Here is a 17,548-nt window from a genome sequence, read left to right on the forward strand (position 1 = left end):
AGTTCAAAAACTCCGCAGGGGTGCGGAGGGAAAAGGGGGACGCATGGGGGGCGCGGCGCACGATCCGCCCGGACTCGCCGTCTCGGCCCGCGGCTTCGGGCTCGAGGGGCCCCGGGGCTGGGCGTTCCGCGGGGTGGGGATCGACGCGGGGCCCGGCTCGCTGATCGCCGTCGAGGGGCCCTCCGGGTCGGGCCGCACCTGCCTGCTGCTCGCGCTCACCGGGCGGATGCGGCCCACGGAGGGCCGGGCCGTCGTGGGCGGGCTCGAACTGCCCCGGCGCATGGCCGCCGTGCGCCGGATCAGCGCGCTCGCGCACGTCACCGGCGTGACCGATCTCGAGCCGGCCCTGACCGTCGGCGAGCACCTGCGCGAGCGGGCGCTGCTGCAGCACCGCTTCGGTGGTTCCCTGCGCGGACTGCTGCGTCCGCGCGGCGAGCGCGCGGACGAGCGGAGGCGGCGCGTCGAGACCGCGTTGGCCGAGGCCGGGCTGGACCTCGCGACGCTGCCCAAGGGCGCGCGGACCGCCGTACGGGACCTGGAGCGGGTGGAGGCGCTGCGCCTGTCGCTCGCACTGGCCCTGCTCGGGCGCCCCCGGCTGCTCGGGGTGGACGACGTCGACCTGAAGCTCTCGCCCGCCGGGCGGGACGAGGTCTGGGACCTGCTGAGGTCGATCGCCGGCACCGGCACGACGGTGGTGGCGGTGTGCAGCGAGGCGCCCCGGGACGCGGTGGCCGTCGGCACGGGAACCACCGGGCGCGACGAACCCGGCGCCGAAGGCGGCACCGGGCCCACCGGTCACGACGGAAAACGCGACGATCGCGAACACGAGCACGCCGAAGAGGAAGACGAAGAAGAGGAGGAGGCGGCCGATGCGCTCGCCGAGACTGGCCGCTCTTGAGCTGCGGCGCTTCGGCCGCGGCAGGCTGCCGCGCGCGGCCCTGGTCGCCCTGCTGGTCCTGCCCCTGCTGTACGGCGCCCTGTACCTGTGGTCGTTCTGGGACCCCTACAGCCGTCTCGACCGGATCCCCGTGGCGCTCGTGAACGACGACCGGGGGGCGAGCGCCGACGGGAAGCGGATCACCGCGGGCGACGACATCGCCGAGGGACTGCGCGACAGCGACACCTTCGACTGGCGGGAGGTGGGCGCGGACGAGGCCCGGCGGGGCGTCGAGGACGGCACCTACTACCTGTCGCTGACCGTGCCCGCCGACTTCAGCCGCCGCGTCGCCTCCGGCTCCGGCGACTCCCCCGAGACCGGCGCCCTGGAGGTGCGGACGAACGACGCCAACAACTACCTCGTCGGGCAGATCTCCCGGACGGTCTTCGGCGAGGTGCGCCGGGCCGCGTCCACGAAGACCTCGCGCTCCTTCCTGGACAGGATCTTCGTCTCGTTCTCGGACATCCACGACGAGACCGTCAAGGCCGCGAAGGGGGCCGACGAGCTCAAGGGCGGCATCGGGAAGGCCGAGAAGGGCTCCCAGGACCTCGCCGACGGCCTGGAGGACGCCCGCAAGGGCAGCGGCAAGCTGTCCGAGGGCCTGAAGGACCTCCACCGGGGCGCGGGCGACCTGGAGGACGGCGCGCGGAAGGTCGCGGACGGGACCCGGACGCTCGCCGGCAAGGTGAACGCCCTCGACGCCGGGCTGGGCCCGTTCCTGGAGGACAACGAGGGGGCCATCGGCGACACGGCCCGGTTCGTCGCCGGCTCGGCGGCCCGGCTCCGCGGCGACCTCGACGCGCTGGAGAAGAGGGCCCCGGCCGCCGCGAAGGACGCCCGCGCGGCGTCCGGCACCGTGGACGAGGTGCACCGGACCCGCTGCGAGGCCCCCGCCCCGGCCGAGGACACCGCCCCGCCCGATCCCGCCTGCCCCGATCTGGAGCGGGCCCGGGACGCGACGGCCACCGCGGCGACCGTCGCCGACGAGGTCAGCGCCCTGGTCACCGACCGCCGCGACGACCTGGAGGAGCTCGACACCCGCCTCGGCACCCTGGAGAAGCAGGCCCGGACGCTCGCCGACCGCGCCCCGCGCCTCTCCGAGGACCTCGACGACGCCGTCACCCGGATCAACCAGCTGAACACCGGCGCCGGCAAGGTCGCCGCCGGCGCGAAGAAGCTGGCCAAGGGCCTGGGCACCGCCGAGACCGGCGCCCTGGACCTGGACAAGGGCGTCAACCGGCTCAAGACCGGCGCGGACGACCTGAACGGCGGCATCTACCGGCTCGTCGACGGCTCCGGCGAGCTCGCCGGCGGACTGCACCAGGGCGCCGAACGGATCCCCGACTACGACCGGCAGGACCGCGACCGGCGCACCGAGGTGATGGCCGACCCGGTCCGGCTCGTCACCCACGACCTGCACAAGGCGCCCAACTACGGCACCGGCTTCGCCCCGTACTTCATCCCCCTGTCGCTGTGGGTGGGCGCGATGGTGGCGTACATGCTCATCCCGCCGATGAACCGGCGGGCCCTCGCCGCCGGCGCCTCGGCCCGGCGGGTCGCGCTGGCGGGGTGGCTGCCGGTGCTGGCGATCGGGGTGCTGCAGACGGTGGCGCTGATGTCGGTGCTGCACTGGGCGCTCGGGCTGCGGATGGCCCGGGCGGCGGGGACGGTGGGCTTCCTGTTCCTGGTGACGGCGTGCTTCGCGGCGATCGTGCAGTGGCTGAACGCGCGCTTCGGAGCGGCCGGCCGGATCCTCGTCCTCGCGCTGCTGATGCTCCAGCTGACCTCGGCGGGCGGCACGTACCCCGTGCAGACCAGTCCCGGCTTCTTCAACGCGCTGCACCCCTTCCTGCCGATGACCCACGTCGTCGAGGCGCTCAGGCGGCTCATCACGGGCGGCGGTCTCGGACCGGTGTGGCAGGCGTGCGCCGTGCTGGCGGCCTTCACCGCGGGCGCCCTCGCGCTGACCGCGCTGACCGCCCGCCGCCGGCAGGTGTGGACCCTGGACCGGCTGCACCCGGAGCTGAGCCTGTGAACGGACAGGCCGGCGCTCCTGTGAGAATCGGGGCCATGGAACGCAGCAGCACCACGTCGGGCGGCAGCGCCCGCCGCGAGGCCACCCGGCAGAAGCTCTACGAGGCGGCCGTCACCCTCATCGCCGAACAGGGCTTCTCCGCCACCACCGTGGACGAGATCGCCGAGCGGGCGGGGGTCGCCAAGGGCACGGTCTACTACAACTTCGCGAGCAAGTCGGTCCTCTTCGAGGAGTTGCTGCGGCACGGCGTCGGCCTCCTGACCGCCTCCTTGCGGGAGGCGGCCGAGAGGACGGCCGGGGAGGGCGGCGGCAAGGTCGACGCCCTGGACGCGATGATCCGCGCGGGCCTGGTCTTCATCGACCGCTACCCGGCCTTCACCCAGCTGTACGTGGCCGAGCTGTGGCGCACCAACCGGGCCTGGCAGTCCACGCTGATGGTGGTGCGGCAGCAGGCCGTGGCGGTGGTCGAGGGCGTGCTGCGCGAGGGCGTGGCCGACGGCGAGTTCAGCGAGGAGATCGACGTCCCGCTGACGGCGGCGGCACTGGTCGGCATGGTGCTGGTGGCCGCGCTGGACTGGAAGTCCTTCCAGCCGGAGCGCTCCCTGGAGGACGTGCACTCCGCCCTGTCCCGGCTGCTGCAGGGCCGGGTCAGCGGCCGCCGCTGAGGCCGGGTGACGGGGCGGGCGGGAGCGCCGGTCCGACGGTGGCCGCGTCCCCCGCGGGCCACCGCCGGACCGGCGCCTCCCTGTTCCCCCGTGGTTCCCCCGTGGTTCCCCCGTGCATCCCCGCAGGACCCCCGTGCGCGGTCGTCCCCCGGTTCCCCCGTGCCTCGCTCCCGCCGACGGTGCCGGCGGAAGGAGCGGATCGCGGGCCGCACCGTTCCGGCGCCCCGTGCCGCCGGTTCCGGGAACGTGCCCCTCTCCGTGGTCTCCACTCTCTCGTCCCCGCGGGTCGCGGCCCATCCGCGCGCGTACTCATCTCGGCGGCTAGGTACGGGTACTCATCCCCGCGCGCACGCCCCCACGGCATCGGGCCGGCGGCCGGTCACCCGCGCGGGGCTGCCGGTACTCGGGGACCGGCCCGCCGACGGCGGCGGATAAAGTCCCTGGCATGGCACGGATTGCGGTGATCGGCGCCGGGATGGGCGCGATGGCGGCCGCCGCCCGGCTGGCCGTCGCGGGCCACCGGGTGGCGGTGTACGAGCGGACGGAGACGTACGGCGGTGCCCTGCGCCGGCGGGAGCGGGACGGGTTCTCCTTCGACACCGGCCCCGGTCTGCTCACCCTCCCCGCGGTGTACCGCGACCTCTTCGTCAAGACCGGCCGGGAGCCGCTGGAGGACTGCGTCGACCTGGTCCGGGTCGATCCGTCGGCGCGGCACGTGTTCGCGGACGGCACCCGGGTGTCGCTGCCGAACACCTCGCGCGCGGGGGTCGTCGCGGCCCTGGACGAGGCGCTCGGGGCGGGGGCCGGCCGCCGGTGGGGCGACTTCCTGGTGCGGGCCCGCGAGGCCTGGGACCGGGCGCGCAGGCCGCTGCTGGAGGAGCCGCTGTGGCCGAACTGGCAGGTGCTGGCCGAGCGCGAGCCCTACCCGGCGGTCCCCCACAAGCGGCTGCTGCGCACCCGCCGGGCCGCCACCCTCGCCGAGGTCGGCGCCTGGGAACTGCGGGACCCCCGGCTGGCCGCCCTCCTGGAGAGCCACGCGCTCGCCCACGGCCTGGACCCGCGCGACACCCCGGCGAGCGCGGCCGTGCTGCCGTACATGGAGTACGCCTTCGGCACGTGGTACGTGCGCGGCGGGGGCCTGCGGGAGCTGGCGCGCGCGGTGCACGAGCGGTGCCTGGCCCGCGGGGTCGAGTTCCGCTTCGGCACCGGGGTCGCCCGGATCCTGGAGGAGGACGGCCGGGCGGCGGGGGTGGAGCTCGACGACGGCACGGTGTCCGAGGCGGACCACGTGGTCGCGGGGGTGGACCCGCACCGGCTGGAGCGCATGACCGGGCATCCGCTGTACGGCGACGACGACGTGCGCCCCGACCCCGCGGGCCTGCGGCGGCCCGGCCGGTTCACGGTGCTGCTGGCGCTGCGCGGGCCGCGCGAGTCCGGGGCGGCGCACCGCACGGTGGTGCACGCCCCCGACCGCACGGCCGAGCTGGACTTCCTCACCGCCCCCGGCAGCCCCCCGGCCCGGCCCACGGTGACGGTGCTGCGGCCGGACGACCCCGCCCTGCGCCCCGACGCGGAGCACGAGTCCGCGGTCCTGTCCGCCGCGGTGCCGCACGGGGTGGACTGGGGTGCGGGAGGGGCCGGCGAGCGGTTCGCGGACCTGCTCGTCGAGGCCGCCGGGGCCGCTGTCCCCGGTCTGCGCGAGCGTGTCCTGTGGCGGGAGGTGCGCACGCCCGGCGACTTCGGGGAGGAGACGGGCGCCGTGCGGGGAGGCGTCCCCGCTCCCGCTCTCGCCGCCGGCCGGGGCCGCTTCCTCCACCCGGCCAACACCACCCCGCTCCCGGGGCTGTACCGCGTCGGCGGCTGGTCCCACCCCGGGGGCGGTCTCCCGCACGCCGGCATGTCGGGCGCGCTGGTCGCCGGGCTGATCGTGGAGGGACCGGGGTTCCAGGGGTCCCAGTGACCTCCCGGCCGGGCGTCAGAAGCGGTACTGCTCGTCGTACCCGGTCCCGCTCCCGGCCCCGGGCGTCTGCCCGTCGCCCTGGTACGGGTAGGGCTGCTCCGGCGGGAGTTCACCGCCGTACGGGTCGTCGGTGCTGCGCTGCTGCGGGACCCACAGGCCGCCGGGCGGGGTCTCGCCGCCGTGGGCGCCGGCGTACTGGTCCTGGCCGTAGGCCTGCTGGCCGTACTGCTGCGGGTCGGCGTAGCCGGTGTCGTACGAGGTCCCGCCGTAGGTCTGGGTGCCGATGTACGGGTCGGAGTAGGCGGCGTACTGCTGCTGCCCGGTGGTGTCGTAGCCCTGCTGCTGGCCGTAGCCGGAGTAGTCGTAGGCGTAGCCCTGGTCGGCGCCCTGGGCGGTCGCCGCGTACTGGTCCTGGGACGGGGCGGAGTACCCCGTGTCGCCGTAGACGCCGTAGGAGCCGGTGTCGTCGGGCATGGGCTGCGGCTCGTAGACGGCGGTGCTCCCGGTGTCCGCCGTCCGGTCGGGGCGCGCGGGGGTGAACACGTCGTCGCGGTCGTAGTCGTCGTCCGTGCCGTAGCCGCCCCGGTCGTCCGCCCCGTAGGCGTCCCGGTCGTCCGTGCCGTGGCCGTCCCGGTCGTCGCGGTGGCCGGCGCCCTCGTCGCCGTAACCGCCGCCGGCCGTCTCCAGGTCGGAGACCTCCAGGGTCGGTTCCTGGCGTCCGCGGTCCCCGCGGCGGCCCTTGGCGGCGGCCAGCATCGGGGAGTTGACCGCCCAGCCGGCCGCGAAGCCGCGGCGGAAGGACAGCGTGACGTAGGTCTGGCCGACCGCGAAGGCGGCGGCACCCAGCCCGATGACGACGACGGACGGGATCAGCACACCGAGCACGACACCGAGGAACCCGCCGAAGGCGAGCAGCCGCCAGCGCAGGCGCGCCTTGTACTGCAACAGCACCTCGCCGAGCAGCCACAGCGCGACGATGCCGAACGCGATGTAGAGGACCGTCCAGCCCATGTACGCCCCTCTCCCAGCGGCCGCTACGCAGTGTGTCGTACACCGGTGCGACCGGTCTAGGTCTGCGGTGGATGGTGCAGACCCAGGTTCTCGTAGATTTCCAGGGTCGCCGTGGAGTTGTTGAGCGTGATGAAGTGCAGTCCGGGCACTCCCTCGGCCAGCAGCCGCGCGCAGAACTCCGTGGCGAAGTCGATGCCAATGGAGCGTACCGCCGCCGGATCGTCCTTCGCTGCGAGGATCCGGTCTTTGAGGGCGTCCGGGAACGCTGCGTTACTGAGCTTTGGCAATCTTTCCAGCATCTTCACGCTGGTCACCGGCATGACCTCGGGGATCACCGGGGTCTCGCAGCCGGCCGTGTCGACCCGGTCACGCAGGCGCAGGTAGGACTCGGGGTGGAAGAACATCTGCGTGATCGCGTAGTCGGCGCCGGCCCGGCACTTGTCGACGAAGTGCGCGACGTCCGTGTCCCAGTCGGCCGAGCGCGGGTGCATCTCCGGGAAGGCGGCGACACCGACGCAGAAGTCGCCCGACTCCTTGATGAGCCGGACGAGTTCGGCGGCGTAGGTCAGGCCCTGCGGATGCGGCACCCAGTCGCCCATCGGGTCGCCGGGCGGGTCGCCGCGCACGGCGAGCATGTTGCGGATCCCGGCGTCGGCGTACTGGCCGATGATGTTGCGCAGTTCGGCGACGGAGTGGTTGACCGCGGTGAGGTGGGCGACCGGCGTGAGGGTGGTGTCGGCGGCGATCTGCTCGGTCGCCTTCACCGTGCCGGCCCGGGTGGAACCGCCCGCGCCGTACGTCACGGAGACGAAGCTGGGGGCCACGGCCTCGACCCTGCGGAGCGCGTTCCACAGGTTGCGCTCGCCCTTCTCCGTCTTGGGGGCCCAGAACTCGAACGAGTACGTCGTCTTCCCGGCGGCGAGCATGTCGCGCACGGTGCGGGCGCGATCAGTCCTGGTGGATGCGGTTCCGAGGGCCATACCGGCAGGTTAGCCAGGGCGCGGCGGTCCCCCAACCGAAAGCAAGAGATTTGTCTGATATGCCGACTTGCTGTCCACCCTTTGGACAAACCTGAGACGCGCGAGGGGTCATCCGGCGTCCGGGGCGGCCTGCCGCAGCCGCTCGGCGAAGGCGGCCGCCGCCGCGCCCGGGTCGTCGGCCTCGGTGACGGCCCGGACGACGACGACCCGGCGGGCGCCGGCCTCCAGGACCTGGTCGAGGTTGCCGAGGTCGATGCCGCCGATGGCGAACCAGGGGCGCGAAGTGCCGAGGGCGGCGGCGTACCGGACCAGGCCGAGACCGGGGGCGGGGCGGCCGGGCTTGGTGGGGGTGGGCCAGCAGGGACCGGTGCAGAAGTAGTCCACGCCGGGCTGGACGGCGGCCGCGGCGGCCTCCGACTCGGCGTGCGTGGAGCGGCCGATCAGGACGTCGTCGCCGAGCAGGGCGCGGGCCGCGGGGACGGGGAGGTCGCCCTGGCCGAGGTGGAGGACGTCGGCGCCGGCGGCGTGGGCGACGTCCGCGCGGTCGTTGACCGCGAGCAGCTTGCCGTGCCGGGCGCAGGCCTCGGCGAGGACCGCCAGGTGCTCCAGCTCCTCGGCGGCCTCCATGCCCTTGTCCCGCAGTTGCACGATGTCGACCCCGCCGGCCAGGACGGCGTCCAGGAACTCCGGGAGGTCCCCCTGGCGCTTGCGGGCGTCGGTGCAGAGGTAGAGCCGGGCGTCGGCGAGCCGGGCACGGGCGGTGGTGGCTGCGGTGTCGGGCATGCGGAGGTCCCCCCGGGTGTCGGTGGCGTCACGGCGTCCGGGCCCGGCGGCCCGGGCGGGTCGTCGGCGGGCCGCCCCGGCCCGGACCGGGCGGTGGCGTGCGCGCCGCAGGAGGACCCTATGCCGGTGCCGCGGGAGACCACGAGACGCCCCCCGCGCCCGACGGCACCCGGGGCGGGCGGTCGGGGCGGTTCGAGCCCGGCGCCGCGGTCAGCGGACGCCGGGCGGTCGTTCGGATCGGGCTCCGGACGGTCGGGGCCGGGGGAGGCTCAGACCGCGAGCGCCTGGGCGCGGCGCTTCACCTCCGTGCCGCGGTTCTCGCTCAGCGCCTGCGCGGGCGTGCCCGGCAGTGTGGGGTCGGGAGTGAACAGCCACTCCAGCATCTCCTCGACCGTGAAGCCGTCGTCCCGCAGGAGCGTCAGGGTGCCGGTCAGGCCCTTGACGACCTTGTCCCCGTCGATGAAGGCGGCGGGGACGTGCAGCGCACGGTTCTCTCCCCGGCGCACGGCGACGAGCTGGCCCTCCTTGACCAGCTGCCGGACCCGCGTCACCTCGACGCCGAGCTTTTCGGCGATGTCGGGAAGGGTGAGCCAGTCGGGGACGAGAGCATCGATCTTTGCGTCAATCTCGGTCACGGGAACAAGCCTGCCACCTGCCACCGACAGCCGGAAGTCGGCCTCGCCCGCACAGGGCCCCCGGCGGTCGTCACACGGTCGCCGACTTCAGCGGCCGCGCCGGGTCCGCCAGCAGCTCCGGGTCCATCGCCGCACCCGCCTCGATCAGCCGGCGCCCCTGGGCCAGGTCCCGGGGCCGTCCCACCGCCAGCAGCGCGACCAGGCGCGACTCCCGCAGCCAGCACACGGTCCACGCCGGGCCGGCGGGGTCCCCGCGCCACACGGTCCGGTCGGCGTCCACGTGGTGTCCCGCGTACTGGACGAAGCGCCCGAACTGCTCGGACCAGAAGTACGGCACCGGGTCGTACACCGCCGGTGTCCGGCCGGTGGCCGCGCCGAGGATGTTCACGGCGACCGTGCGCGGTCCCTGGAGGGCGTTGTCCCAGTGGTGGACCAGCAGGCGTTCGCCGTACCGGCCCGAGGGGAAGGACGCGCAGTCGCCGACCGCGTAGACGTCCGGCACGGAGGTCGCCAGGTGGCGGTCGGCGACGACCTCGCCGTGCGCCCCGAGCGCGACCCCGGAGCCCGCCAGCCACGCCGTGGCGGGCCGGGCGCCGATGCCGACGACCACGGCTCCCGCGGGCAGCCGCGTGCCGTCGCCGAGGACCACGGCGCCGGGCTCGACGCGCTCCACGCGCGCGTGCGTGCGCAGGTCGACGCCGGCGTCGGCGTACCAGGCGGCCATCGGGGCGGCCACCTCGGCGGGCAGCGTCTCGGCGAGCGGCCGTCCGGCGGCCTCCACGACGGTGACCGCGCAGCCCGCCTCGCGCGCGGCGGTGGCGAACTCCGCGCCGATCCAGCCGGCGCCGACCACCACGACGTCGCGCTGCCGCGCGAGGACCGGCTTCAGCCGTTCGGCGTCGTCCAGGGTGCGCAGCAGGTGCACACCGGCGACGCCCTGCGCGCCCGGCAGCCGGACCGGTTCCGCGCCGGTGGCGAGCACCAGGACGTCGTAGGGCACGGGCCCGGCCTCCGTGTCCAGCTCGTGGTCGCCGGGACGCAGGCCGAGCACCTCGCAGCCGAGCCGCAGTTCGACGCCGAGCGCCTCGAAGTCGACGTCGAAGGCGGAGTTCTCGGCCGTGCCGAGCAGCACCGCCTTGGACAACGGCGGCCGGTCGTAGGGCTGGTGGGGCTCCGCGCCGATCAGGGTCACGGTGCCGGTGAAGCCCTGCTCCCGCAGGGCGACCGCGGTCTGCACACCGGCCATGCCCGCACCCGCCACCACCACCCGACGCGGCTCGGAGGGTCCCGGTTCCTGCCTCTGCTCGCTCACCCGATCACCTTAGACACCCGAGGACACCTGAGGGGGCGTCAGTCGGTCCCGTCCGCCGCGAGCTGCTCCACGACGCTCGTCCCGCGGCCCGGCTGCGACTCCCACCGCCAGGTCTCCTCCAGCCGTACCCGCCCGTCGGGCAGCTCCACGACCGTCGACACGCAGTGCCCCGACGCCGTCGTGCCGTCCCGCTTGAGCTGCACGTACCGGAAGTCCAGCCGGTCGCCCTCCCGGGTACCCACCAGATGCCCGCGCACGACGTCGCCGCCCGCGTACTCGGCCCAGACCTCGCCGTCCCGCTCGTGGTAGGCGAACCGGGTGCGGGTCCCGACCTGCCCCGGGGCCTGATCGGCCACGGGGGCGAGGACGAGACCGTCGAGCGAACGTGCCATCTCGGAGACTCCCTTACGAGTGCGCTGTGCCGCGGGCTAGGGTGGCCAACGTAGAACACTCGCGGGAGTCCGGACGCACCGGGCTGAGAGGGAGGCTGGCGGCCTCCGACCGTACGAACCTGATCCGGGTCATGCCGGCGAAGGGAGGGGCTGGACGCCCATGTCGCCCACGCGCACCCCAGACGTCCTCGTCGTCGGGGGCGGGATCATCGGTCTGGTCACGGCCTGGCGGGCCGCGCAGCGCGGTCTCGCCACGGCCCTGGTGGACCCCGAACCGGGCGGCGGCGCCGCTCGGGTGGCCGCCGGGATGCTGGCCGCCGTCACGGAACTGCACCACGGCGAGCAGACCCTGCTCGGTCTGAACCTCGCCTCCGCGCGCCGCTACCCGGACTTCGCGGCCGAGCTGACCGAGCTCACCGGGCACGACCTCGGCTACCGCCGGTGCGGCACCCTCGCGGTGGCGCTGGACGCCGACGACCGCGCCCACCTGCGGGAACTGCACCTGCTGCAGCAGCAGTCGGGGCTGGAATCGCACTGGCTGACCGGGCGGGAGTGCCGGCGTCTGGAGCCCCTGCTCGCGCCGGGCGTGCGCGGCGGCCTGCGGGTCGACGGCGACCACCAGATCGACCCGCGGCGGCTGGCGGCGGCGCTGGTGACCGCGTGCGAGCGGGCCGGTGTGGCCCTCCACCGCACGTGGGCCGAGCGGCTCACCGTCGCACGGGACCGGGTGACGGGCGTCGTCACCTCCGACGGCACCGAGCGGGGCGCCGGGCAGGTGGTGCTCGCCGCGGGCAGCCTCAGCGGGCGGCTCGCGGGCGTCCCCGAGGACGTGCTGCCGCCCGTGCGCCCCGTGAAGGGGCAGGTGCTGCGGCTGACGATGCCGGGCCCCGCGGCACACACGGCACCGTTCCTGAGCCGGACCGTGCGGGCCGTGGTGCGCGGCAGCCACGTCTACCTGGTGCCGCGCGAGAGCGGTGAGCTGGTCGTCGGGGCGACCAGCGAGGAGAAGGGCTGGGACACGACCGTCACCGCGGGCGGGGTGTACGAGCTGCTGCGCGACGCCCACGAGCTGGTCCCCGGGATCACCGAGCTGCCGCTCGTCGAGACCCGGGCCGGGCTGCGCCCCGGCTCCCCCGACAACGCGCCGCTGCTCGGCCCGACCGCGCTGGAGGGGCTGGTGCTGGCCACCGGCCACCACCGCAACGGCGTCCTGCTCACGCCGGTCACCGGCGACGCCCTGGCGCACGTCCTGACCACCGGGGAACTCCCTCCGGAGGCCCGTCCCTTCACCCCCCGGCGCTTCACCGCCGCCGCACTCACGGAGCAGCCCGCATGAACATCTCGGTCAACGGCGAGTCCCGGCAGGTCGACTCCGGCACGGTCCTCGACGCCGTCGTACGGTCGCTCACCGCGGCGCCCTCGGGAGTGGCCGCCGCCCTGAACGAAACCGTCGTCCCGCGCGCCCAGTGGCCCGCCACCGCCCTGGCGGAGGGTGACCGCGTGGAAGTCCTCACCGCCGTCCAGGGAGGCTGACCATGGCCGACGATCCGTTCGTCCTCGGCGGCACGTCCTTCACGTCCCGCCTGATCATGGGCACCGGCGGGGCGCCCAGCCTCGACGTGCTGGAGCGGGCCCTGGTGGCGTCCGGGACGGAGCTGACGACCGTGGCGATGCGGCGGGTGGACCCGTCGGTGCACGGGTCGGTGCTGTCGGTGCTGGAGAAGCTGGGGATCCAGGTGCTGCCGAACACGGCCGGCTGCTACACCGCCGGGGAGGCCGTGCTCACCGCGCGTCTCGCGCGGGAGGCGCTGGGCACCGGGACGGTCAAGCTGGAGGTCATCGCCGACGAGCGCACGCTGCTGCCGGACCCCGTGGAGCTGCTGGAGGCGGCGGAGACGCTGGTCGACGACGGGTTCACGGTGCTGCCGTACACGAACGACGATCCGGTGCTGGCGCGGAAGCTGGAGGACGTCGGCTGTGCGGCCATCATGCCGCTGGGGTCGCCGATCGGGTCGGGGCTCGGGATCCGGAACCCGCACAACTTCCAGCTGATCGTGGAGCGCGCGGGTGTGCCGGTGATCCTGGACGCGGGGGCGGGCACGGCGTCGGACGCGGCGCTGGCGATGGAGCTGGGGTGCGCGGGGGTGATGCTGGCGTCGGCGGTGACGCGGGCGCAGGACCCGGTGCGGATGGCCGCCGCCATGCGCCACGCGGTGGAGGCGGGGCGGCTGGCCCGGCTGGCGGGGCGGATCCCGCGGAGGCACTTCGCCGAGGCGTCGTCCCCCGGCGAGGGCCTGGCCGTGCTGGACCCGGAGCGGCCCGCGTTCTGACCGGCGGCGCGGGCGCCGCTTCCCTCCCCCGTCCGCGCGCCGCCCGTTCCGGGGCGGCCGGGGGCGCACGCCGTCGCGCGGGGCGGCCGGGGGCGTGCGTTGCGTCACAGGTCGGCTGCAGTCGCGCTCCGAACAGGACCGGAGCGGTCGGGGGTGCCGGCGTCGGCTCGTAGACTCGCCTGCGTGGACACGACCCTTCAGGACCCTCTGGTCGGGCAGGTGCTCGACGGGCGGTACCGCGTCGAGGCGCGGATCGCGGTCGGCGGGATGGCCACGGTCTACCGGGCCGTGGACACCCGTCTGGACCGCGTCCTCGCGCTCAAGGTGATGCACCCCTCCCTCGCGGCCGACGCCTCGTTCGTCGAGCGGTTCATCCGCGAGGCGAAGTCGGTGGCCCGGCTGGCCCACCCGAACGTGGTGCAGGTCTTCGACCAGGGCACCGACGGGGCGTACGTCTACCTGGCGATGGAGTACGTCGCCGGCTGCACCCTGCGGGACGTGCTGCGCGAGCGCGGCGCGCTGCAGCCGCGGGCCGCGCTGGACATCCTGGAGCCGGTGCTGGCCGCGCTCGGTGCCGCGCACCGGGCCGGGTTCGTGCACCGGGACATGAAGCCCGAGAACGTGCTGATCGGGGACGACGGCCGGGTCAAGGTCGCCGACTTCGGACTGGTCCGGGCCGTGGACACGGTGACCAACACCACCGGCACCGTGCTGGGCACGGTCTCCTACCTCGCGCCGGAGCAGATCGAGCACGGCACCGCCGACCCCCGCGTGGACGTCTACGCCTGCGGCATCCTGCTGCACGAGATGCTGACCGGCGAGAAGCCGCACGACGGCGACTCCCCCGCGACCGTCCTCTACAAGCACCTGCACGAGGACGTGCCGCCCCCCTCGGCCGCGGTGCCCGGCATGGCGTACGAGCTGGACGAGCTGGTCGCGTCGGCGACCGCGCGCAACCCGGAGATCCGCCCGCACGACGCGGTGGCGCTGCTCGCGCGGGCCCGCGAGGCGCGCGGCGGGCTCGGCGAGGAGCAGCTGGACGCGATGCCGCCGCAGGCGCTGACGGTGGAGCACGACAACGCCGAGGACCGTACGAGCGTCATCCCGCGCGCGCTGACGGTGCCCCGCCCGCTGCCCGTCGACGAGGACGACGGCGGCGGCCCGGGCTCCTTCCGGCGCACCAGCAGGCTCCCGTCCCCGCCCCCGCTGCCGCCCCGGCGCCGCCTCGCGCTGCGGCGCGGCCCGACGGCGATCGTCGTGGCCGTGCTGCTGTTCCTCGGGGTGGGCACGGGCGTGTGGTACATCAACTCCGGCCAGTTCACCCAGGTGCCGCCGCTGCTGTCGAAGACCGAGCAGGAGGCCCGGGACCGGCTGGCGGACGCCGGGCTGGGCGTCGGCCGGGTCGAGGAGGCGTACAGCGACACCGTGGAGCGGGGCACGGTGATCAGCACGGACCCGAAGGCCGGTGCCCGCATCCGCGGCAACGCCCCGGTGTCGCTCGTCCTCTCCAAGGGCCCGCAGACCGTGCGGGTGCCCGACCTCGACGGCTACCGGCTGGACGAGGCGCGCTCCGTGCTGAAGGACGAGGGCCTGGAGCCGGGCATGGTCACCCGGGCGTTCAGCGAGGACGTGCCGCGGGGCTCCGTGATCTCCACCGAGCCGGTCAAGGGCACCGAGGTCCGTGCGGACTCGGCGGTGGCGCTCACCGTGAGCAAGGGCAGCCCGGTGGACGTCCCCGACGTGACCGGCGACGACCTCGAGGACGCCCGCGCCGAGCTGGCGGAGGCCGGTCTGAAGGTGGAGGTCGCCGCCGAGCGGGTCAACTCCGAGCACGACGCCGGAGCGGTGGCCCGGCAGTCCCCGCAGGCCGGCCGCGAGGTCGCCGAGGGCGACACGGTGACGCTGACGCTGTCCAAGGGCCCGGAGATGGTCGAGGTCCCGGACGTGGTCGGCGACGGCGTGGACGAGGCCAGGCAGAAGCTGGAGGGGGCCGGGTTCCGGGTGAAGGAGGACCGCGGTCTGCTGGGCCTGTTCGGCGACACCGTCAAGGGCCAGTCCGTGGAGGGCGGGGACACCGCGCCCAAGGGATCGACGATCACCCTCAGGATCCGCTGACGGGAGGATCCGCCGACGGGGCGGGAGCCGGGAGCCGGGAGCCGGGAGCCGGGAGCCGGGAGCCCCTGGGATCATGACACCCTTGACGGGTGAAGAGTCACCCGTCCGGCCCCGTCCGCAACCCCGTCGGCAGCCATGTCCCCGTGGCCGGGGGCCTGCACTCCGTCGGCCTGTCCTACGCCCGTGAGCTGCGCGCCGAGGCCGTGCAGGTGTTCGTCGCCAACCCGCGCGGCTGGGCCACACCGGCCGGGAACCCGCGGCAGGACGAGGCGTTCCGCGCGGCCTGCGCGGCCGGGTCGATCCCGGCGTACGTGCACGCCCCGTACCTGATCAACTTCGGGTCCCACACCGAGGCGACCGTCGAGCGGTCCGTGGAGTCGCTGCGGCACTCCCTGCGGCGCGGCCGGGAGATCGGCGCGCTGGGCGTGGTGGTGCACACCGGCAGCGCGACCGGTGGGCGGGAGCGTCCGGTGGCGCTGCGGCAGGTGCGCGAGCGCATGCTGCCGCTGCTCGACGAGCTCACCCGGGACGACGACCCGTTCCTGCTGCTGGAGTCGACGGCGGGCCAGGGGGCCTCGCTGTGCTCGCGGACCTGGGACTTCGGGCCGTACTTCGAGGCGCTGGACGCCCATCCGAAGCTGGGCGTCTGCCTGGACACCTGCCACGTGTTCGCGGCGGGGCACGACCTGGCCGAACCCGGCGGGATGCACCGGACGCTGGACCTACTGGTGGACACGGTCGGCGAGGGGCGGCTGAGGCTGATCCACGCCAATGACTCCTCGGACGTGGTCGGAGCGCACAAGGACCGGCACGCGAACATCGGCGCCGGTCACATCGGCGAGGGTCCGTTCCGAGAGCTGATGACGCACCCCGCGACCGCGGGCGTGCCGCTGGTCATCGAGACGCCGGGCGGCAAGGAGGGGCACGCGGCGGACGTGGAGCGGCTGAAGAAGCTCCGGAACGGCTGAGCGGCCGGGCCGCCGGCGCCGGGCTGCGGGGCCGGGGCCCCGGGGGTCAGAGCTCCGGGCCGTCTCCCGGTTCCTCCTGGTAGGAGTAGCGCTGCTCCTTCCAGGGGTCGCCGATGTTGTGGTAGCCGCGCTCCTCCCAGAAGCCCCGGCGGTCGGCGGTCATGTACTCGATGCCGCGGACCCATTTGGGGCCCTTCCAGGCGTACAGGTGGGGGACGATCAGGCGCAGCGGAAAACCGTGCTCGGCGGTCAGCAGTTCGCCGTCCTTGTGCGTGGCGAACAGGGTGCGCCCGGAGGCGAAGTCCGCCAGCCGGAGGTTGGAGCTGAACCCGTACTCCGCCCACACCATCACATGGGTGACGTCGGGCGCGGGCGGGGCGATGTCCAGGACGGTCCGGGCCGGGACGCCGCCCCATTCGGCGCCGACCATGCTGAACTTCGTGACACAGTGCAGGTCGGCCACCACGGTGACGTACGGCAAGGCCGTGAACTCCTCGTGGTTCCAGCCGCGCTTCTCGCCGTCGGCGGTGGCCCCGAAGACCCGGAACTCCCAGCGGTCGGGCCGGAACTTGGGGACCGGCCCGTAGTGCGTGACCGGCCAGCCCCGTTGCAGTCGCTGGCCCGGCGGGAGTTCGAACCGCGCCGCTCCTCCTGCTGCGCGCTCCCCCGATTCCCGTTCCGCCGGCTGACCCATGCCTCCATCCTGACAGACCCGGGGCAATGCCTCCGAACGGGGCTCGACAGAACAGGGCAATTCATCATGAACCCGGCTAAGTATGGTCTTACTTACTAAGTGAAGACTTACTGGACGATCTTTCCCGGCGGTGGAATCATGCGGCGCAACCCGCCCGTTCCCGCGCGGAAGGAACCCACGCGATGCAGAGCGACCCCGAGGTCATCGAACTCCTGAACGAGCAGTTGACCGCCGAGCTCACGGCGATCAACCAGTACTTCCTGCACTCGAAACTGCAGGACCACAAGGGCTGGACGAAACTCGCCCGGTACACGCGCGAGGAGTCCTTCGACGAGATGCGGCACGCCGAGGTGCTCACCGACCGCATCCTGCTGCTCGACGGCCTGCCGAACTACCAGCGGTTGTTCCACGTCCGGGTCGGGCAGACGGTGACCGAGATGTTCCAGGCCGACCGGGAGATCGAACTCGAGGCGATCGACCGCCTGCGCCGGGGGGTGGACATCATGCGCAACAAGGGCGACATCACCTCGGCCAACGTCTTCGAGGCGATCCTGGCCGACGAGGAGCACCACGTCGACTACCTGGACACCCAGCTCGAACTGATCGAGAAGATGGGCGAGGCGCTGTACCTGTCGACGGTCGTCGAGCAGTCCCAGCCCGACTCGTCGGGCCCGGGGACGAGCGGCTTCTCGACGCACTAGACGCGACGCGCCGGGCACCGCCCGGACGAC

Annotated in this window: 17 protein-coding genes and 1 riboswitch; of the genes, 10 read left to right on the plus strand and 7 right to left on the minus strand. The window is 74.4% G+C overall.

Going from position 1 to position 17,548, the window contains the following annotated elements:
• Positions 1-43: 43 nt before the first annotated feature.
• The 4 genes from CP969_RS11575 (at position 44) to CP969_RS11590 (ending at position 5,597) form a co-directional block, all read left to right on the plus strand.
• Entirely contained in the window at positions 44-898 is an 855-nt protein-coding gene (locus tag CP969_RS11575; protein WP_016826670.1) for an ATP-binding cassette domain-containing protein, read from the plus strand.
• On the plus strand, positions 870-2,972 hold the full coding sequence (locus tag CP969_RS11580; protein ID WP_016826669.1) for a YhgE/Pip family protein: 2,103 nt from the start codon (positions 870-872) through the stop codon (positions 2,970-2,972). The genes CP969_RS11575 and CP969_RS11580 overlap by 29 nt, the downstream gene beginning before the upstream one ends.
• A gap of 35 nt (positions 2,973-3,007) precedes the next feature.
• Positions 3,008-3,637, plus strand: a complete 630-nt coding sequence (locus CP969_RS11585) for a TetR/AcrR family transcriptional regulator (protein WP_004989200.1) — start codon at positions 3,008-3,010, stop codon at positions 3,635-3,637.
• A gap of 445 nt (positions 3,638-4,082) precedes the next feature.
• Positions 4,083-5,597, plus strand: coding sequence for a phytoene desaturase family protein (locus CP969_RS11590; protein WP_171817505.1), 1,515 nt, complete (start codon positions 4,083-4,085; stop codon positions 5,595-5,597).
• A 15-nt stretch (positions 5,598-5,612) separates the two neighbouring features.
• Here the strand turns inward: CP969_RS11590 and CP969_RS11595 are convergent, their stop codons facing one another.
• The 6 genes from CP969_RS11595 to CP969_RS11620 form a co-directional block, all read right to left on the minus strand.
• Positions 5,613-6,608, minus strand: coding sequence for an SCO2102 family sporulation regulator (locus CP969_RS11595; RefSeq protein ID WP_016826667.1), 996 nt, complete (start codon positions 6,606-6,608; stop codon positions 5,613-5,615).
• 56 nt (positions 6,609-6,664) lie between these two features.
• A complete protein-coding gene (gene metF / locus CP969_RS11600; RefSeq protein WP_051044431.1) occupies positions 6,665-7,588 on the minus strand; it encodes a methylenetetrahydrofolate reductase [NAD(P)H] in 924 nt (307 codons plus the stop codon).
• 108 nt (positions 7,589-7,696) lie between these two features.
• A complete protein-coding gene (gene thiE, locus CP969_RS11605; RefSeq protein ID WP_016826665.1) occupies positions 7,697-8,371 on the minus strand; it encodes a thiamine phosphate synthase in 675 nt (224 codons plus the stop codon).
• A 269-nt stretch (positions 8,372-8,640) separates the two neighbouring features.
• The gene (locus CP969_RS11610) at positions 8,641-9,006 is read right to left on the minus strand and encodes an Rv2175c family DNA-binding protein (RefSeq protein ID WP_004989195.1); all 366 of its coding nucleotides are present in this window, start codon (positions 9,004-9,006) and stop codon (positions 8,641-8,643) included.
• A 70-nt stretch (positions 9,007-9,076) separates the two neighbouring features.
• A complete protein-coding gene (locus CP969_RS11615; protein WP_171817504.1) occupies positions 9,077-10,318 on the minus strand; it encodes an NAD(P)/FAD-dependent oxidoreductase in 1,242 nt (413 codons plus the stop codon).
• A 38-nt stretch (positions 10,319-10,356) separates the two neighbouring features.
• On the minus strand, positions 10,357-10,710 hold the full coding sequence (locus tag CP969_RS11620) for an avidin-fold protein (protein ID WP_016826664.1): 354 nt from the start codon (positions 10,708-10,710) through the stop codon (positions 10,357-10,359).
• A 51-nt stretch (positions 10,711-10,761) separates the two neighbouring features.
• Positions 10,762-10,873, plus strand: a riboswitch (TPP riboswitch).
• Between CP969_RS11620 and thiO the strand changes: the two genes are divergently transcribed.
• The 5 genes from thiO (at position 10,871) to CP969_RS11645 (ending at position 16,123) form a co-directional block, all read left to right on the plus strand.
• Complete coding sequence (gene thiO, locus CP969_RS11625; protein ID WP_016826663.1) at positions 10,871-12,046, plus strand: glycine oxidase ThiO; 1,176 nt, start codon at positions 10,871-10,873, stop codon at positions 12,044-12,046. (Overlaps the previous riboswitch by 3 nt.)
• Positions 12,043-12,243: a sulfur carrier protein ThiS gene (gene thiS / locus CP969_RS11630; RefSeq protein ID WP_016826662.1), complete on the plus strand. Its 201-nt coding sequence runs from the start codon at positions 12,043-12,045 to the stop codon at positions 12,241-12,243. Before thiO ends, thiS begins: the two co-directional genes overlap by 4 nt.
• A gap of 2 nt (positions 12,244-12,245) precedes the next feature.
• Entirely contained in the window at positions 12,246-13,040 is a 795-nt protein-coding gene (locus CP969_RS11635) for a thiazole synthase (protein WP_016826661.1), read from the plus strand.
• Between the two features lie 183 nt (positions 13,041-13,223).
• Complete coding sequence (gene pknB / locus CP969_RS11640) at positions 13,224-15,155, plus strand: Stk1 family PASTA domain-containing Ser/Thr kinase (RefSeq protein WP_016826660.1); 1,932 nt, start codon at positions 13,224-13,226, stop codon at positions 15,153-15,155.
• 89 nt (positions 15,156-15,244) lie between these two features.
• Positions 15,245-16,123, plus strand: a complete 879-nt coding sequence (locus CP969_RS11645) for a deoxyribonuclease IV (protein WP_016826659.1) — start codon at positions 15,245-15,247, stop codon at positions 16,121-16,123.
• Positions 16,124-16,169: 46 nt separating this feature from the next.
• On the opposite strand, the gene CP969_RS11650 is transcribed toward CP969_RS11645, so the two are convergent.
• The gene (locus tag CP969_RS11650; protein WP_004989175.1) at positions 16,170-16,817 is read right to left on the minus strand and encodes a sulfite oxidase-like oxidoreductase; all 648 of its coding nucleotides are present in this window, start codon (positions 16,815-16,817) and stop codon (positions 16,170-16,172) included.
• A 182-nt stretch (positions 16,818-16,999) separates the two neighbouring features.
• Between CP969_RS11650 and bfr the strand changes: the two genes are divergently transcribed.
• Positions 17,000-17,518: a bacterioferritin gene (bfr, locus tag CP969_RS11655; RefSeq protein ID WP_004989174.1), complete on the plus strand. Its 519-nt coding sequence runs from the start codon at positions 17,000-17,002 to the stop codon at positions 17,516-17,518.
• The last annotated feature ends 30 nt before the right edge of the window (positions 17,519-17,548 follow it).

The organism is Streptomyces viridosporus T7A (assembly GCF_008704515.1).
Classification (GTDB): Bacteria; Actinomycetota; Actinomycetes; order Streptomycetales; family Streptomycetaceae; genus Streptomyces; species Streptomyces viridosporus.

Excerpts from the sequence above, each read along its gene's own strand:
- CP969_RS11575 (WP_016826670.1), top strand. The coding sequence starts at position 44 with ATGGGGGGCGCGGCGCACGATCCGCCCGGACTCGCCGTCTCGGCCCGC.
- CP969_RS11580 (WP_016826669.1), top strand. The coding sequence starts at position 870 with ATGCGCTCGCCGAGACTGGCCGCTCTTGAGCTGCGGCGCTTCGGCCGC.
- CP969_RS11585 (WP_004989200.1), top strand. The coding sequence starts at position 3,008 with ATGGAACGCAGCAGCACCACGTCGGGCGGCAGCGCCCGCCGCGAGGCC.
- CP969_RS11590 (WP_171817505.1), top strand. The coding sequence starts at position 4,083 with ATGGCACGGATTGCGGTGATCGGCGCCGGGATGGGCGCGATGGCGGCC.
- CP969_RS11595 (WP_016826667.1), bottom strand. The coding sequence starts at position 6,608 with ATGGGCTGGACGGTCCTCTACATCGCGTTCGGCATCGTCGCGCTGTGG.
- metF (WP_051044431.1), bottom strand. The coding sequence starts at position 7,588 with ATGGCCCTCGGAACCGCATCCACCAGGACTGATCGCGCCCGCACCGTG.
- thiE (WP_016826665.1), bottom strand. The coding sequence starts at position 8,371 with ATGCCCGACACCGCAGCCACCACCGCCCGTGCCCGGCTCGCCGACGCC.
- CP969_RS11620 (WP_016826664.1), bottom strand. The coding sequence starts at position 10,710 with ATGGCACGTTCGCTCGACGGTCTCGTCCTCGCCCCCGTGGCCGATCAG.
- thiO (WP_016826663.1), top strand. The coding sequence starts at position 10,871 with ATGTCGCCCACGCGCACCCCAGACGTCCTCGTCGTCGGGGGCGGGATC.
- thiS (WP_016826662.1), top strand. The coding sequence starts at position 12,043 with ATGAACATCTCGGTCAACGGCGAGTCCCGGCAGGTCGACTCCGGCACG.
- CP969_RS11635 (WP_016826661.1), top strand. The coding sequence starts at position 12,246 with ATGGCCGACGATCCGTTCGTCCTCGGCGGCACGTCCTTCACGTCCCGC.
- CP969_RS11650 (WP_004989175.1), bottom strand. The coding sequence starts at position 16,817 with ATGGGTCAGCCGGCGGAACGGGAATCGGGGGAGCGCGCAGCAGGAGGA.
- bfr (WP_004989174.1), top strand. The coding sequence starts at position 17,000 with ATGCAGAGCGACCCCGAGGTCATCGAACTCCTGAACGAGCAGTTGACC.